Raw genomic sequence first — 16879 nt, forward strand, 5'->3', positions numbered from 1 at the left:
CGCAATTTAGCTTTATCCGGATAGTCATCGCCTACGGCAATGTTACGTTCTATCGTGTCGGAAAAAATAAAGCCATCCTGCATCACTACACCGCAACCACTTCGCCATGTTTTAAAGGCAATATTACCAATCTGCTGACCGCCAACTTTAATATCTCCATTTTGAGGTTCATAAAAGCGCAGCAGCAGTTTTAAGATGGTTGTTTTTCCGCTCCCACTCATACCCACTATGGCCGTAGTTTTACCCTGGGGAATAACCATATCTATATTCTCCAATACAGGCTCGTTCCCGGCACCCGGATAACGAAAAGTAAGATTACTGAGGGATAAGCTTTTATTTTCGGGCAGGCTATGGCTCCATTCCTTATCTACAGGTTCCTCATCCTCCATCTGATGAATTTCGTTCAAACGTTCCAGACTGATCTTGGCATCCTGAAAACCCTGAATAAAACCCAGCAATTGCTCAATGGGACTACTTAGCTGACCAACAATATACTGCACAGCAACCATAGCCCCGAGCGTTAGGTTTCCGTTAATCACCGCCTGCGCACTTAAAAAAGTAATCAGTATATTTTTGCCCTCGTTAATAAAGGTTGCTCCACCTTGCTGATATTGATTAAGCGCCAGTGTTTTTACGCTGAACTTAAATAGTCGGGCCTGGATATGCTCCCATTCCCAGCGTTTCTGCTGCTCACAGTTGTTCAGTTTAATTTCCTGCATACCGCTTATCAGCTGTACAATACTGCTTTGGTTTTTGGCAGAGATTTCAAAACTTTTGTAATTAAGCGCCCTGCGCCGTTTTAAAAAAATCACGATCCATGCAGTATACAGGCCGCTGCTGACCGCGAATACAAAAAATATCGTTGCATTGTAGTAAGCCAGTACTATCGAAAAAACAAGCAGATTAAACATGGAGAACAGCGTACTTAATGTGGAACCGGTTAAGAAACTTTCGATCCTTTTTTGGTCGCTCATACGTTGCAGGATATCACCCGTCATTTTGGTATCAAAAAAACTCATAGGTAGTTTCATCAGTTTGATCAAGAAATCGGTGAGTATAGAAACGTTAACCCGTGTACTGATATGCAACAGTATCCACGAACGTATAAAATCAACACTAACCCGGCCTATGATAAGAGCCGTTTGCGCAAACAGTATGATATAAATAAAATTGAGGTTGCGGGTATTGATTCCTATATCTACAATGGACTGGGTTAAAAAAGGGATAATAAGCTGCAATAAACTACCAATGCCCAGACCAAACAACAGCTGAATAACCAGTTGCCGATAGGTAACCAGGTAACGCAACAGAAATGCCCAGCGAATTCTCGGTTCCTTTTCCTCTTCCTGCTCATAAAACTCCGGAGTAGGACTGAGGAGCATCGCGATGCCTTCCAGACTTTGTTTATCATTCAACCAGTAACTGCAAAACTCCTCTTCAGAATAACTTATCAATCCCCTGGCGGGGTCCGCCAAATAATAAGTATGGTGCTTGATACGGTACAACACTACGAAGTGATTTTGCCGCCAGTAAAGGATGGCTGGAAGTTCCGCATCTTTTAACTGTTCTACAGTAAGCTTCACACCCAGCGAACGAAAGCCGATTTTTTCCGAGGCCTCGCTCAGCCCTAGTAAGGAGATTCCTTCCCTGCTGAAACCGCAAAGCTTGCTCAGCGTCTTGATACTAAAATTCCGCCCATAATATTTGGCTGCCATCCTCAGACAGGCAGGACCACAATCCATTGCGTCCAGTTGGGGATAGAAATTAAATTTCATATATATGTTCGGGTTTCGAATGAATAATCCGGCTGGGTGTTATACGGAAATGACCCGGGACGACTCCTTTTAACCGCTTTCGTTGGTATCGCTTTTTTAAATAGATCAGGTGATACAGCAGCACTTCATACTTTTTACGGTAATATAAGCGCCCTTCATGCCAGTGCAGCTTGCCGGGAACCCCTTCGATGATAAAGAGGTCAAAATGGGGCTTGATATAACCAGCAGCCTCCATTTTTTTCACCACATGCATCATGCTTTCTACTTCGGTATGGATGTTGTAGTAAGCCTTTCCCTCAGAAAAATCGTCATGAGAGAAATTGGTTTCATCAAAACAATAATGACGCTCATCAGTAAACACTTTTCGGTAGTCTTTGCTATGCTCATATAACCGGTTAACCTTCTCGATATTGCGGTAAACCAAAAAGCATCCGGTGAGCCAGTCTGGCCGTACACTGATCAAGTCATAATTTTCCAGGAGCTCACTGCTCAGGAAATCCCTGATATTTCCGAAAATAATATCCAGATCGGTGTGCCCCCAAAAATCATATGAGCTCAGCAACCTGGCAAATATCACCCCGTAAGCGGGTTTGAAATCACACATTTTATAGCCGTAAGTAATATTCACCTCCATTCCAAGCTGTTCAGCGGCCAACTGACTGACCTCATCAAGCGTCTTCTGGATCAGCCTCACATTGGAAGGCAGTGGAATCAAGGATTCCGTGTCATCTGTAACCACAATAAAATCAACGTCCGGGTTATAGCGGCAGGAATGTACAAAATAGGCGAAATACCAGGGCAGTTTACCAAAAAAGCAGGTCAGTAACGCGATAGAGTAGTTTTCCTTTAGCATAATGCGAGTAAGGCTTTAATTGGTTCAAGGCCGCCGTCGCAAATTATGTATTTTTTTACGAAGCGCTTATAAGTGTAATATTATTTTGGTACGACATCAATCCGTTAAAACACCTACCTTTATATGTAAAAACGCCAACACTTATAATCTCTAGCTTTTAATTTACCTGGTATAAACACGTTAAATCACTGGAGGTCTTTCAACAACATCTAATGTGCCATGCATTTATGGCACACTATACAATAGCTATTATCACATAATTACTTAGGAATAGACGGATAATGTCTTTATCTTTAATTAATCTAAAATTCAAAGTACGATGTTTTCACTACAGCTCATCGGTTTACATTAATGGTTAAAGAATCGCATTTAGCAAAGATTGGAAACAGTTTTCCGCCGAATAATTTGCCTCTACATAAGCCCTGGCATTTCCTACCAGTTTTTTTCTCAATTTGTAATTACCTATAAGCAAATTCAATTGCTGAGCAAAGGCTGTTCCGTCTCCGACCAGAAAAGCATGATCAATTGCAGACTCGATCCCTCTTGCCCCATGAGTCGTGGTTACCAGTGGCAGACCGTTGGCTAGTGCTTCTATATTTTTAATTTTAAGTCCGGCCCCGAACCTGACTGGGTTGATCATAATATCGGAATCGTTATAAATGCTGTCCCGGTCCGGCCAGAATCCCATTACCTTAATATCATTTCTTTCCTGGATATCCAATTCGTAGCCTACCGTTCCATAAATAAACAACTGAACCTGGTGCTGGTCGGTAATGGCTGGCCAGCATTCTCTGATGAACCAGTTGATCGCATCTCGATTCGGTATATAGGCACTAGCTACGAATGCGATTTTTTCAGCCTTTTTCCGAAGTTTTCGAGTGACTGGGGGCACAGGATGGGCACATAACAGCGCTTTTTCAATGCCAATCACATTTTTTATCAGTTCCTGATCAGGCTTGCAGAGCAGCATTACATAGTCATATAGTTTAAATAACTTCATTTCATCATCGGATGAAAGTTCATACAATGCGCCGGCAAAACCATATTGCGAAAATTCAGCCCCCCTTTCGCTTACGATATCGTGTGCGTCCAGAATAATCTGGGCTTCAAATTGCAGGTAGTTTAAGAAATAGCTGCTGTGTACGTATTCTATGATGACCGTATCAAATGACTCGTCCTTTAAATGCTTTTGCAGTCGCCGACCATAGCCAGCCGAACTAAGGATTTTTTTATGCTCCAGAATCAAAAATTCTGCGGCGTAATTAAGGGACAAAAAGTGTTCAATGTCCAAAGGTGCAGGACCAGTCGCCACCACAGTTAACTTAACCATTGTACTCAAAAATCTGATTAACTCCTCTATCCGAATGCGGTCTCCGGAACATTTTTCCCAAAATTTTACATCCGTTAAAAGGAGGATTTTTTTCATGAAGAGTTAGATTTCGGACAGTTTAACTGAAAGGGAAATAATCCGTTTGTAGTTTATTGAATAAAAATATAAAAATGTCGGCATAAATGTTAAATTAATTTATAATATTTATGCTGGACAATCCCCAAGAAGTCTGCTAAACTAAACCTTGTTATGAATAAGGAAATCACTGTTTCACTTCCAAAAAACATTTCAGCAAAAGAGCTGCCTTTGTTTAAGCCTTTTTTAACCTACCAGCTGTCACCACAAAAGGTTAAAACATTTAACAACGTTTTTGTAACCAATTCCGGTTATTGCCTCAATGACCAGGGGCTCATCAAAGAATCACATCACGATCATCCGCACCAAATCGCCGATTACCATAATGAGGCTGCGCACTACTATTACGCAGTTAAGGATCATCCGGAACTATTAATTGAACTGGACGATGAGCAGACCTATCTTCTGATCCACCATCCCTGGTACAACTATTACCATTGGCTGATGGAATCCATCTTCCGGGCATGGATGGTCAGGAAAAAAAAAGACAAAATGATATTGCTATTGCCGGACTATTACCAAAATTCCGATTTTATCATGGGCACACTGGAACCCTTCCGGTTTGAAAATATCTATTACATACCAGCGTATCATAGCTTGATGGTTCGGAATCTCTGCTTGCCACAGATCAAAGCGAAAGTGGATTCTTACGATTACAAAATGATGGCAGAGGTAAGGCAATTCTATTTAGACTATGTCAACCGGGTTAAAAAATTAAATATTGATAAAGGAGAACGGATTTACATCAGTCGTAAAAAAGCGCAGCGAAAAAAAGTGATGAATGAGGATGAAATTGAACCAATACTCCTGAAGCATAATTTCACTTTATTGAATAATGAAGATTATTCCTTTTTGGAACAAATTGCTATTTATGCTAACGCGAAGTACCTTGTCTCGATTCATGGATCAGGGCTGACGAATATGCTGTTTATGAAAACCGGCAGTAAACTATTGGAATTTCATAAAGAACAAACCAACGAAAAAGATTGGCATAGCAAAGCATTTTGGTATATGGCAGAAGCGCTCGGTTTTGATTATTACCAGCAAATATGTATACCAACGGATCCTGAAGACGACTATTTTAACGCTAATTTCATTGTCGATCCTGAACTATTGGACCGCAATTTAGCCTTGCTTTTCGCGGATGAATAATATCTATCGTCAATTTAAAAGTAATAGTAACCGAATATGAAAAAAAAGCATTATGGCTTATTACCGGCGGCAGGAATGGCGATTAGAATGCGCCCGTTCCGGTATCCCAAAGAGCTATTACCGGTTCATTTTCACCCGGACAAAACAACTGAATTTATCCGCCCCAAGTTATTGATTGAATACGCGTTAGAAGCATTTACAGTTGCCGGTATAGACCAAACCTATATTATTGTACCTGAATGGAAACCAGAAATCATGCGTTATCTGGAGGATGGCAGACAATTCGGCCATCATATCTCCTACCTTTATAACAGCAAAGCGCTCGGACTTGCAGATGCACTCTTATCTGCTTATCCCTGGTTAAAAGGGGAAACTACCTGTTTTGCAATGCCTGACACGGTGTTTTCTCCGACAAATGCGTTTGAGATTTTACTGGAGAAATTAGAACTGGAGAAAGCCGATCTCATTTTAGGTGTTTTTCCGACGCTGGAAGCATCACACTTTGCCCCTGTAGAGTTTAACAATGAACAGAAAGTACTGAATATATGGGAGAAGCCGGTGATACCGCTGTTTGACAACACCTGGGGTATCGCCGTTTGGAAAGAAAAATTCTGGGATTTCTTTCATAAGCGTTCTGGTTCTCTGAAAGCCGGAGTATCGGTCACTGAAATCTTTGATCAGGCGGCCAAAAGCGGATTGAAGGTCTCCTGCGTTTATTTTGAGGACGGATGGTATAAAGATGTTGGCAGGATCGATCATATATCGGTGATGACAAACGACAGGTAGGGAAATGCCTAGTATATATTCTTCAAATTAGTTTACCGTCAAGCATTTGCAAAAGATTCTGTTCCAGCAATACGGTATCTACAATCAGGTTGCCGACAAAAATATCAGCCGCGGGATCTTCGGGCGGGCAGATCTGGTGAAAATAACGATGCCCCAAAGCGTCGGCCATATACCAAAAAATCTGGCTGTGCCAATCGTAGCTGGTGGTTTGCTGCTTATGAAATTCCAGAATGCTGGACCCTTCCGGCATAAATAGCATATTCGTCAGTCCTGATCCATGAATCGACACTAGATACCTGGCATGCGCATGAATGGCGACCTGTTCAAAAAATCCGTGGTCTTCATTACAAAGCACGATAAAGTCATACTTCTTCATAATGTCTACCACCTCTTCCTCATTGATCACATGCCGTCTGCCGGCTTTTCTCCGGCTGACATATATACGTTCTCCAAAATTCGTGTTTAGCCTTTTTTTATCAGATACATGTCTCCGGTAGAATGAGCTGACCTCTTTCAAAGCCACACGGTCATATCCTTCCATTTTTGTTTTGATCTGAGGCACACACAGCGAATTTAACAGTACACTTTTTTGATCGGGTATAAAAAAAATTTTCTTTAAAGCAAAAGGTTCCAATGAAGCACGCACATATTCACTACCCTGATATTTTTCCGGTAATAATAAAATCAAACTGTCTAACTGTTCTTTCACCATCCATAGGCGGAAAAGCGATTCGCATATCCAGTGATAATACATAAACCAAGGATGGTGGATCAACAGGTAGGTCTGTTCATCGTCCAGTTCAATCAGCTGTTGCGGGTTTACCAGGGCGTTCTCGTAATAACCTGACGCTTCCTTTAAATAATCCGAAAGTTGACCGGGGTAATCGTGATAACATTCTTTGGCTAACCCTTTATTCGTCAAACAGAAACCTGAATGTGTGACAAAAGCGTTATTCAATCTGCGAACTTTCAGGGGAGCTAAGCGGTAAGTCAAAAACGGCAGGAACAAACCCTCGTCTTCTTTTATCATATTTACAGGTGGCAATACGGTGACTATATTCTGGCGCATAGTTTAAAAGTATCGTTTTATCTATAATAGATTTTATAAAAAAGCATTTTAAATATAAATAATATATCACTTCAATCGCCAATTGCGACCAGCAAATTCCCATTTACCGATCAACCACCGGCCGGGATGACAGGGTGGGTATTCCGAAGCCATTAACTATCTCATTCCGGAAATAGCATACAGTTGATCCATTACACTTTGACCATCCTAATTTGTTTATTATCAATTGCGATTTACCTAACTGACTACACAACTTGGTGCTCCTTCTATCACAAGTCCGTCACATACAGTACCGTAAATAGATAACCTCACATCATATTTTAACAAAATACCTGGCCAACAGTTATTTATAAAAAAATAACTTGCATCTTTATTGGGTAAATATGCACTTGCGATAAAAACAATATTTCCAACGTCCTTTCTTGTCGTATGTTTAAACGGAATGATTGGATGTGGACATAATAATATTTTATTAGCTCCTATTGCCAATTTTATTTTTTCAAAATCTGGCACACAAAGCATCTTCACATAGTCGTAAAGATTATGCATATCAAATTCAGATTCTCGTGTTAATTCAAATAAAGCCCCTTGGAAATCGAATTTTTTAAAATCGTTAATGCGATCACTGATAATATCATGAGCATCAAATATAATTAACGCATCACTCTTCATAAGAAAATTTAAAAAGTAGCTACTATGAATGTACTCGATAACGATTGCATCAAAATGCCTATCCTTTAAAAAAGCTTTAAGTCGTTTCCCATATCCATTAGAATTTAAATATTTCTCATATTCGGGAACATAGAATTCAGCTTTATAGTCCCTCCTCAAAAATTCCTCAATATGGTTAGGAGCCGGGCCTGTAATCACCACTGTTAGTTGCACATGGTGTTGAAGATACCCAATTAACGAAGCAATACGCATTCTATTACCAGAGCACATCTCCCCCCAAACTTACATCAGTTATAAGCAGTAGTTTTTTCATCTATTTCTACTACCATTTTTTAATTAACAACGCGGTAATTTATTCTGAAACTATAATTTTCCCATACTTAAAACCTAAACCAGAGTTTAAATCCGTCCCTTCTATTAAAATATTATACATGTTTTTTTTGTCTCCACAGTAAAAACTTATTGTGGCTTTACCATCCAAACCGGTCATTATATTCGGTTCCCAGTCTAATGTTGAACGTAAATCAGGTAACGTGTGTATAGTATTTATTTGTGTATAACGTGGTTTGTAAAAAAATTTTGCCTGACTTAATTTTAATGGTTTGTAAAAAAATACACCAGGAGTATTATTTAAAATAGGACCGTGTCCTGAACGAGTTGTTATTTCTATGTACCCAACCTCTGCTGGCGATACCTGTGCTGTTCCAATATATCTTTGGGTAAACTTTGATGAAGAATTAACTTCTATTCCTTTAATATCTTCTGCGTTCAGGGATCTTAAATAATTTGTTATATCCAGAAAACTAATGTTATAATTTATCAATCCAATTGATATTCCGTCAACAACAAGTTTAATCGGCTTATCATTTACAAAATACCATGGCATATTTAGAATACCATTTACTTGGAACTTTTCTGGGATATTATTCGCATCATGAAGGAAGCTCCATAATTTTATATTTTCAACTGATTTTCCAACAAATGTACCTTCTCTAAATCCTTTAATTTTTTTACTTAGTATATTTAATAGACTTGTCTTACCTTCTTTTTCTATATCTAATTCATTTAGAACTATATCTGCATTTCCTGGACCATTTAGGTTTTGTGAGCCTTTCACAATCATTTTTGCTTTTATTTTAACCTCTTTAAGCATATGTCCGTTTACTCCCAAAAGTGACAGATCGCTTAGCATTCTGTTGTTTCTAGCTACAGTTATTAATGCAGTATCAGGAGGGATACCATCTAGGTTAATTGGTTTAGGCACATTAATTCTTGGAGGAGGCATGTCGTCCATTACGATTTCCTCGTTAAGATTTTTATTATGACGGTCATTAGCTTGAAGTATAAAAAGAGGATTCTCTATAGTAGGAAGGTTCTCAAAACTAAAATGCCCAACATGATTCGTAAAAGTATCTCTTAATAACACGGGCGGAGTGCTTGACAATAGAGTAACACTGGCACCAATAACAGGCTCTTTCGTGCCACGTAAGACCTTACCTTTTACAGAAAAATTATCCTCTGGTAAATAAACCATTTGATTTTTATTTTTCGGAAAATCATAACTTACCCAACCTTGGGTAAGTAATAGGTTATCCAAGTCTATTTTATTTTTAGTGGCATCTTTAAAATAATACTCAGGTTGTTCTAAGTTACCAGCAAGTTCAGAAGCCAAAAAGATGTGTGTAACTATATTATCTTGAAGTGTGTCAATATTTACTTTTTCATTATCAGTTATTGACAATGAAAAATTTCCTACAATTGGTTTATTTTCTTTATCGGTAACTAAAATTTGCAAAGAAACACTATCATGGGAAGAATATTTTTTTTTATCTGTCGATAGACGAATATTAAGATTATCCAGTTTCTCGATAAATACTAATCTTTCATTAACGGGATGACCATTTGTATTCATGAGTATCAAATGTGCAATACCCGTCGGAAACAAGTTTTTTGATATGTACTTTCTAAGTACTCCCTTTCTAAAACTCAATAGAGCCGCGTAGCATATAACATTTCTTGCCTTCCCTATTAAAAAATAACTATTGCCGTTTTTTATTATGTCATCAGTTGCGGCAATTGAAATACCAATAGAATCTTGGTTAGTAATGTTATCAATTCTTAACATTGTTCCGGAGTCCGTTACTTTACAAAATGAATATTCTTTTACAATATCACCAGGTAGTTTTACTCTTGCGCGATAATGCTCTCCAGGCTTAACATCCATATCAAAACTCCCCATACCAAGGTGCTGTGAAAAGAAACTAAGAATTTCTTTGTTTCTACTATCTATTATTACTCCCGATATATCAACCCCTTTTCCATCTACGCCCAAAGCTTTAAATCCAATATGTGATCGTTGACCAGATATTAAGCTTCCTCCTTCCGGTAAAAATTGAACATCTGTACTCAAAATATCCTCACTAAATTTGGCACCTTCTTTTTTATCCGAATTTTTAGGTGACTGTCTATCAACTACATTTAATAATTTAGGATTTATTATTTTGTCATCCGCAATAAATAATCGCTTATAAAAAAAACAATCCGATCCAAAGTTGCGCATCCAGGTTGTAAAAGCACGGAGAGTATAATTACCAGACTCGAAATCATTTAGAGCAATGTCTCCAATACATAAGCCTTGCTTAACGGGTAACCGAAATTGCCTAAACTCTTTGGTCTTATTATTAATTATATCAACATAAATGATTCCACTTTTAGCTGACAGCGCCAGCGTAGGAGCATGAAAAAGATAGGCTTTGAACCATACGGTATCCCCAACGGCATAGTTTGGCTTATCTAACTGTATATATAATTTTTCAGCTGGAAAATTATGGGAGATAGTATCTTCATATTCTTTGAACTTTAATAACTTTTCGGTTAAAACTGCAGATTGTCCATAAGATCTTAATTGCAACGAAAATAAAAACAAGAAAAATAAACTATATTGAATGTTAATAAAACATAAATACTTCAACCTCATAGTTTACAAATTAAACAACCACATTAAATAAATTTCAATGCCAATTACATGAACTAACCATTTGCTCCTCAATTAATTGTCATCGTGACAATTAATTGATAATTATAAATTTTTCTATTATTATGTTACGAGAGCATCTACTGAGATATGAAATTGAGCTTTTATATTAAGGCTGATTAATGCCTAACTTCAGTTTTACAGGCAAACTTGTCTATAGTTTGTATAAATTTTTAATAATTCAATTTCTTAAACTTCAAGATCTTTCCTATTTAAGAATGAAATCGTAATAAAATGCTAAAACGGTAAATTATTTTAGCTAAATAAATTCAACAATGGGAATTTTTTATGTAACTCCATTGCTCACTTTTTAATAAACCTTATTAGCTATCTAAGGACATGGAATAATGGAGAAAAACCTCTCTCCATTATTCCATATATTATAATTTAACAGCAAGATGCTCCGGTGTTACTCCAACAAAAACCACCCGCCCCAGAATTATTATTAGGGCAATATTGATAACCGCCACTACCGCCACCACCACCACCAGAACTACCAGCCATGATTTTTTTCATTTCAATTTTGCTGAGTACATTTTTAATGTTTGCAAAACTCATTTTTTTTGTTTTCATAAAATTAAATCCAAGTAAAAAATTAGTTTAGTTATCACGTAACAAACGGCGCGCGTAGAAGATTTATGCATCTTAAAACATCGGTCAGAGTTTGTATTTTAGATCCAACCGCTAATTGTTTAACTAGTTTCCATACAGAAAAAGGCACATAAGTACATATAGTTAACATAAATATCAGCTTATAAAATAGACCTCCTGAAAGTTTAATAGTGAATACGTGTTTAAAATTGTTAGAACTAATGTAATTATAAACTATCTATTAATCAAATGAAATATAAATTTACTCTATATTTAGCCCTACATTTAAAATCTGAACTTTAACCAATTATATAATGATATAGTCCCAACTTATTTATCATGGGTAAAAAAATCTCAGCTTCGCTACTGGATATTCCGAAGCTATTAACCATCTCATTCCGGAAATAGCATACAGTTGATCCGTAATACTTTGACCATCTTAATTTGTTTATTATCAATTGCGATTTACCTAACTGACTACACAACTCGGTGCTCCAAAGCGCACGGAACCGCTTGACCAACGCTCTCAGAATCTCCACTGGCACCTCATCTTAAAAAAGCTGACATTACATTTGAATTAAATATCGCTAGAGCACTTAATCTAAGCGCAGAGATCGATGAGGAGATTAATGCCTATTCAGGTATGAAGAAAGCCACTTTCCTTGCCTCGCCTCCTGCTACGGGGAACGCATCGGTCTGGCCACAGTTGAATACGAAACCTTCAAAATCTTGCCGGATTGGGTCGAACGCGTATTGTTCAACCCCAAACAATTGCCACTTTTTGCGCAACCGGAGTTTCAAATGAGCAAAGAGGAAGTGGACGCGATCAATCATAAGAATAGTGTGGAAGTTCGCATTGGTTGTTGTAGCCATTGTAATACAAATCATATCATTTATGAATGCGGTCAGTAACACCAATCTCCAGATGACGATTACCATATCGAATGCGACTGTGGCAAAGAAATCTATATAGATAACAAACAACAGTGCATATTATGGAAAACTGAAGGGATAATTGGTTCACATTTATTTAAGGAGTCAAAATTCTGATAGCTCCCTCACTTCTCCCAATTTCATAAGCACAATTCCCCAAACAACGATTTGTCCGTTTCTTTTGCTTCTTTTCTTTACAAAAGAAAAGAAGTTTTTAGCCAACCGATTTAAAAATAGACACTCTCATTTTGATATTATGTTAAGTAGTGACAAGATTTATTAAGGAACTTAAATTAATGCATGTATTTGACATAGAGAGAATTGCCTCAAATTAAAAAGCGGCTAATAGTCGTAAATCATCCAAGAAGGGGTTCGAGAAGCTTCCCCTACGGGCTACTCAAAGTAAATGAAAAAGCCTTTAATCGACAGATTAGAGGCTTTTTGGGCTTAGCGGCTTAGTAAAAAGAATTATGCGAGGCACAATAATATACACAGGTTTCTTTCCGAGTTACACAATATATCTCCATAAAGAATTGCAAATCAATTTGTAATACCAGTTTTCGTTCAAACAGTTCAAATTGGGTTAATAAAAAAAGGTTTCAGATATTATCTTATCGTCCTTTACGCAAAAAACTGCAATTTCTGCCAACTGTAACCGCTGACCATTTTTTAAAGTCATGTCCCTACCCATGGCCACGCTAAAGTAGTTGCCTCCAACTACCGGTTCGCTGCAGAAGAAGCTGTGTACTTCTGCTATAATTTCCTGTCTGGCTTTCGATTTTGCTAAAACCGCTTCAATACCCTTCGTTAGGGTAGGCACACCCATTGCCAAAGCATGTTCAGGTTCGGTACAAACAATGTCGGCACTATAAAACTGTTGATAAATTTCTGTCACCTGCCTTTGTTGAAAAAGATCATAGTAGCAATTAGCTAATTCTTGAGTTGTCATTTTTTTGATTATTTAATAATACAAAGCTATCCTGTGTTTTAATACTAAAAGCACCAAAAAGTGTTTTAAATTTGCTTAATCGTATCAATCTATAAAAATGGACGCTTTAAGCACCGTATTGGAGGCAACCAGACTGAGAAGTGTAGTTTATAGCAAATTTCCCCTTAAGGCTCCATGGGGCTTGGATGTTATTAAGGACGAAAATTCACAATTCTGGCGGCTGGTGAGTGGCAGTTGTACTGTTGGCTCGCCTGATGGTCGTATTATAGAATTGGAGGAGGGCGATCTGGTATTTGTGCCTCACGGAAGTGCCCACTGGATAGCAGATAAATCTACCAGTTTACGCATACCGTCGCCTGAGTTTGTTAAGGCCCGCAGGGCGGGAATTCCTATTTTTAGCGGCGGCGATGACGTAACTATCCTTATAGCGGGTCATTTTGAATTTGATTACCAGCCCTTGCATCCTTTTTTAAAAGATTTGCCCCCAATTATCCATATCAGGCAATATGTGACAGAAAACCAGCTGTTACTAAAGCAAGTTACACAATTAATGCTGGAAGAACTCAATAACGAAAGGCCGGGAAGCAGTGTAATGCTAAAATGTTTGTCGGAAATTATGTTTATTAATATCATCAGGGCATATTTAGAACAGGCTGTGCCCGACAGTGGTTTTCTTTCCGCATTAAACGAACCAAGGATTAGCAAGGCGCTAAAGCTGATACAGGATTCACCCCAAAAACACTGGACGCTGGAATCTCTTGCATCAGAGATTGGCATGTCACGTTCTGTTTTCTTTAATCAGTTTAAAAAATTAGTGCATGAAACACCGTTGAGTTACCTTACCAACTGGCGCATCAGACAAGCCCAAAAACTATTAGTGACAGGTAACAGCAATATATCCGAAATTGCAGCAAACGTCGGTTATCAGTCGGAAGCAGCTTTTAACCGGATATTTAAATCAAAAACGGGGCAAACTCCCGCAGTGTACAGAAGAAGTACTTTTTTCAAGTAATTTTTTCGCACGAGGTCTTTATTCATCACTAATTTCTAACATAATTAACACGCAAAAAGCTCCGATGCCTGTCCCAAACTACGCCCGCCTGGCCAGTACGGCAGTCTCCAGGATGATCTGCCTGGCCTGAGATTTAGAAAGGGTTATTGGTTGCATCAAGCCAAAATAAGCAAATATTTTTTCATCAATGTGTAGTCACAATTTACCATTGATGCATTATTCAAGCATGATGTACTTACAATATTTTGCTACTCTTCATCGGGTTTATGTTCAAATAATGACCCAACGATTTCATAAGGACCTTTAACTTCTCCCCAACCCCAGGCGGGGATATGATGATTTTGATTGACTGGATTTTCACCCAATTGTGAATTGATCAGCGCAACCCTGCTACCCCATTCAATATGTCCAACAAAAGTTGACCGAAACTCAGGATCGGCCGGCATTCCAATTTCGTCAGCGCTTGCCAGTAACAAATCCGCCCATCGTTTGCGCTGCAGCTCCGTTAAATGCTTTCCGATATGCTTGCCTACCATATGACTCAAGGCATCCTCTCCATATTGCTCACTATACAACTTCGGCCCTTTTAATACTTCAACTAAAAAATGTGCCACATGACGGGAATGTTCAGGTGACATATGTCTGAATATAGGTCCAAAAGATCGTCTTTTAAAACCTTTCCATAAAATACATCAGTAAGTTTCTCAAAAACACCTACGCCTCAGGCCCATGCAGAAGGGCTGGGAATTTCCTTTTTATTTTCCATCTGTACTGATTTTATTTTAGCCTAATTTACCTTTATTTTCACAATTCTACCATTTTCAATTCCACTGGAAAGCAGTAAAGACATGCCGCCGTTGGTAGTTACATAAATATAATTGGCATCTTGCGGAGTCTTTCCGAAAGTGACAGCTGTTAACCCGGCTACTCCTTGTCCTGTTTCGGCAATTATGGTAATTTTGCTTTGTCGGGCTTATTTTAATCACACTGTTGTAAATATGTGTAGTAGCGTAAGGCTTCCCTGCCCATCAAAAGCAAAATCATCCAGCTTAAGATTATCCAACCATATCTCCGGATCTCCAGGACATTATCACTAATGGGAATCCTGATGAGTGTTTTTTTGTCAGTGTAGGCGGCAAACTAAATTTCTCAGAGTCCTTTGACATATCCGCTTATTCCATAAGCCTATCAGCTTAAAAGATCTAATTCTAAAAAAACTCATCAAAAATTAAATATCTATTTCCTTAGGAAGCTATTTTTTGATACTTTCGCCGCCCTTCAATTTTTTACTGTTTTATCTCCCTTGGTATGAAGAAGTTTTTATACGGAATTGATTTTGGAACAACCAACTCGGCCCTGGCTATTTACGATGAAGAAACGAAAGAAATCCATAGCACCATTATTATTCCCTCGCTCATTTATTTCTATCATCGGCCAGGTACAGTAGATGCCTCCAATTATGTTGTTGGCGAAGAAGCAATCAGTGCCTACCTTAAAGATAATATGAAGGGGCGTTTTATCAAGTCTATTAAACAAATACTATCAAGGAGTAGTTTCACCGAAACCCGGATTCATAATAAGAAGTACAATGCCTCTGATCTGGTGGCTATTATTTTAAAGGACCTGAGAGATCGCGCGGATCAATTAATCGGGCAAGAATGTCGAAAAGCCATAATTGGCAGACCGGTTTTTTTTGACGACGACGATGTAAAGAAAGATACGTTAGCACAAACGCGATTAAATAAAGCGGCAGAAATCGCGGGTTTTGTGGATGTCAGGTTTCAATTTGAGCCTATCGGAGCAGCCTTTGCTTATGAAAGAAGCCTCCTAAAAAAGGAAAATGTATTGGTAGCTGACCTTGGCGGAGGTACTACAGATTTCACCTACCTGGTGCTTGACCCTAAAAAAGTCGGGGGCAAAGACAGGAAGAACGACATGATGGCCAATGGCGGGATCTATCTAGGCGGAGATAGTTTCGATTCCGCCTTTATGTGGGAAAAGGGCACGCCATATTTCGGTAAGAACACCCAATATGAGGCTACACCAGGTAAGATATTAACCGTGCCAAAATCACTTTTTGCGAACATCTGCTCGTGGGAACAAATCAATTTCTTTAATGGTCTGCGCATTAAAAAAGACATCGAAGATTACTACTATTTTTCGGGCAATGACCCTCAATTTAAAAATCTGATCACGCTGATTGAAAATAATTTGGGTTATTCGGTATTTCAATCCATAGAAGAAACAAAAATTACGCTTTCAAATGCTGATAGTGCAAAATTCAGCTATCACAAAATGGATATTAGTATTGATGAAAAAATAGACCTGCCGGATTACGAAAAGATCATAGAAAAAGACGTGACCAGAATTTCAAATTATCTCGATGAATTTATGCTAAAAAATGGTATCGAGCCTAAAAATATCGATAGTCTATTTTTAACTGGTGGTACTTCTATGGTTGGTAGTATTCAAAAACTCTTCAAAAAAAGATTTCCTCATGTTAGCCTAAATTCGGGAGACAACTTCAAAAGCGTAGCAAAGGGCCTGGCCTACAGTGGTTACCTGTTTGGGGATTAGCAATAATTTAA

General features: G+C 38.3%; 14 protein-coding genes. 4 read left to right on the forward strand and 10 right to left on the reverse strand.

The window, feature by feature from the left end:
- The 3 genes from BW976_RS27380 to BW976_RS27390 form a co-directional block, all read right to left on the reverse strand.
- Positions 1–1775: peptidase domain-containing ABC transporter (locus BW976_RS27380; RefSeq protein ID WP_076378623.1), on the reverse strand; the 1775-nt coding region annotated here is incomplete at its 3' end.
- On the reverse strand, positions 1765–2628 hold the full coding sequence (locus BW976_RS27385; protein ID WP_076378625.1) for a DUF6625 family protein: 864 nt from the start codon (positions 2626–2628) through the stop codon (positions 1765–1767). The genes BW976_RS27380 and BW976_RS27385, both read right to left, overlap by 11 nt.
- A 355-nt stretch (positions 2629–2983) precedes the next feature.
- On the reverse strand, positions 2984–4054 hold the full coding sequence (locus tag BW976_RS27390; protein WP_076378627.1) for a glycosyltransferase family 4 protein: 1071 nt from the start codon (positions 4052–4054) through the stop codon (positions 2984–2986).
- Between the two features lie 153 nt (positions 4055–4207).
- On the opposite strand from BW976_RS27390, the gene BW976_RS27395 reads away from it, so the two are divergent.
- On the forward strand, positions 4208–5245 hold the full coding sequence (locus tag BW976_RS27395; RefSeq protein WP_076378629.1) for a glycosyltransferase family 61 protein: 1038 nt from the start codon (positions 4208–4210) through the stop codon (positions 5243–5245).
- Between the two features lie 36 nt (positions 5246–5281).
- Positions 5282–6031, forward strand: coding sequence for a sugar phosphate nucleotidyltransferase (locus tag BW976_RS27400; protein ID WP_076378631.1), 750 nt, complete (start codon positions 5282–5284; stop codon positions 6029–6031).
- Positions 6032–6053: 22 nt separating this feature from the next.
- Here the strand turns inward: BW976_RS27400 and BW976_RS27405 are convergent, their stop codons facing one another.
- The 6 genes from BW976_RS27405 to BW976_RS27430 form a co-directional block, all read right to left on the reverse strand.
- A complete protein-coding gene (locus tag BW976_RS27405) occupies positions 6054–7100 on the reverse strand; it encodes a glycosyltransferase family 61 protein (RefSeq protein WP_076378633.1) in 1047 nt (348 codons plus the stop codon).
- Positions 7101–7337: 237 nt separating this feature from the next.
- Positions 7338–8024 (reverse strand): hypothetical protein, encoded by a 687-nt coding sequence (locus BW976_RS27410; RefSeq protein WP_076378635.1) that lies wholly within the window; start codon positions 8022–8024, stop codon positions 7338–7340.
- 100 nt (positions 8025–8124) lie between these two features.
- Positions 8125–10743 (reverse strand): carboxypeptidase-like regulatory domain-containing protein, encoded by a 2619-nt coding sequence (locus BW976_RS27415; protein ID WP_139332447.1) that lies wholly within the window; start codon positions 10741–10743, stop codon positions 8125–8127.
- Between the two features lie 450 nt (positions 10744–11193).
- Positions 11194–11379: a hypothetical protein gene (locus tag BW976_RS27420; protein WP_076378639.1), complete on the reverse strand. Its 186-nt coding sequence runs from the start codon at positions 11377–11379 to the stop codon at positions 11194–11196.
- A 651-nt stretch (positions 11380–12030) separates the two neighbouring features.
- Positions 12031–12270, reverse strand: a complete 240-nt coding sequence (locus BW976_RS27425; protein ID WP_139332448.1) for a hypothetical protein — start codon at positions 12268–12270, stop codon at positions 12031–12033.
- A 643-nt stretch (positions 12271–12913) separates the two neighbouring features.
- Positions 12914–13279 carry a nuclear transport factor 2 family protein gene (locus tag BW976_RS27430; protein ID WP_076378643.1) on the reverse strand — a complete coding sequence of 122 codons (366 nt, stop codon included), beginning with the start codon at positions 13277–13279 and terminating at the stop codon, positions 12914–12916.
- Between the two features lie 97 nt (positions 13280–13376).
- On the opposite strand from BW976_RS27430, the gene BW976_RS27435 reads away from it, so the two are divergent.
- Positions 13377–14291 (forward strand): AraC family transcriptional regulator, encoded by a 915-nt coding sequence (locus BW976_RS27435; protein WP_076378645.1) that lies wholly within the window; start codon positions 13377–13379, stop codon positions 14289–14291.
- 248 nt (positions 14292–14539) lie between these two features.
- On the opposite strand, the gene BW976_RS27440 is transcribed toward BW976_RS27435, so the two are convergent.
- Positions 14540–14929, reverse strand: a complete 390-nt coding sequence (locus BW976_RS27440; RefSeq protein ID WP_139332449.1) for a globin domain-containing protein — start codon at positions 14927–14929, stop codon at positions 14540–14542.
- A gap of 670 nt (positions 14930–15599) precedes the next feature.
- Here BW976_RS27440 and BW976_RS27445 point away from each other — a divergent pair.
- On the forward strand, positions 15600–16868 hold the full coding sequence (locus BW976_RS27445) for an Hsp70 family protein (RefSeq protein WP_076378647.1): 1269 nt from the start codon (positions 15600–15602) through the stop codon (positions 16866–16868).
- Positions 16869–16879 lie beyond the last annotated feature (11 nt).

The sequence above is a fragment of the Mucilaginibacter lappiensis genome (genome assembly GCF_900155965.1).
In the GTDB taxonomy this organism is placed as follows: Bacteria; Bacteroidota; Bacteroidia; order Sphingobacteriales; family Sphingobacteriaceae; genus Mucilaginibacter; species Mucilaginibacter lappiensis.

Bases quoted from the DNA above. Each gene is read 5' to 3' on its own strand.
- BW976_RS27385 (WP_076378625.1), bottom strand. From the start codon at position 2,628: ATGCTAAAGGAAAACTACTCTATCGCGTTACTGACCTGCTTTTTTGGT.
- BW976_RS27390 (WP_076378627.1), bottom strand. From the start codon at position 4,054: ATGAAAAAAATCCTCCTTTTAACGGATGTAAAATTTTGGGAAAAATGT.
- BW976_RS27395 (WP_076378629.1), top strand. From the start codon at position 4,208: ATGAATAAGGAAATCACTGTTTCACTTCCAAAAAACATTTCAGCAAAA.
- BW976_RS27400 (WP_076378631.1), top strand. From the start codon at position 5,282: ATGAAAAAAAAGCATTATGGCTTATTACCGGCGGCAGGAATGGCGATT.
- BW976_RS27405 (WP_076378633.1), bottom strand. From the start codon at position 7,100: ATGCGCCAGAATATAGTCACCGTATTGCCACCTGTAAATATGATAAAA.
- BW976_RS27410 (WP_076378635.1), bottom strand. From the start codon at position 8,024: ATGCGTATTGCTTCGTTAATTGGGTATCTTCAACACCATGTGCAACTA.
- BW976_RS27420 (WP_076378639.1), bottom strand. From the start codon at position 11,379: ATGAAAACAAAAAAAATGAGTTTTGCAAACATTAAAAATGTACTCAGC.
- BW976_RS27425 (WP_139332448.1), bottom strand. From the start codon at position 12,270: ATGGCTACAACAACCAATGCGAACTTCCACACTATTCTTATGATTGAT.
- BW976_RS27430 (WP_076378643.1), bottom strand. From the start codon at position 13,279: ATGACAACTCAAGAATTAGCTAATTGCTACTATGATCTTTTTCAACAA.
- BW976_RS27435 (WP_076378645.1), top strand. From the start codon at position 13,377: ATGGACGCTTTAAGCACCGTATTGGAGGCAACCAGACTGAGAAGTGTA.
- BW976_RS27440 (WP_139332449.1), bottom strand. From the start codon at position 14,929: ATGTCACCTGAACATTCCCGTCATGTGGCACATTTTTTAGTTGAAGTA.
- BW976_RS27445 (WP_076378647.1), top strand. From the start codon at position 15,600: ATGAAGAAGTTTTTATACGGAATTGATTTTGGAACAACCAACTCGGCC.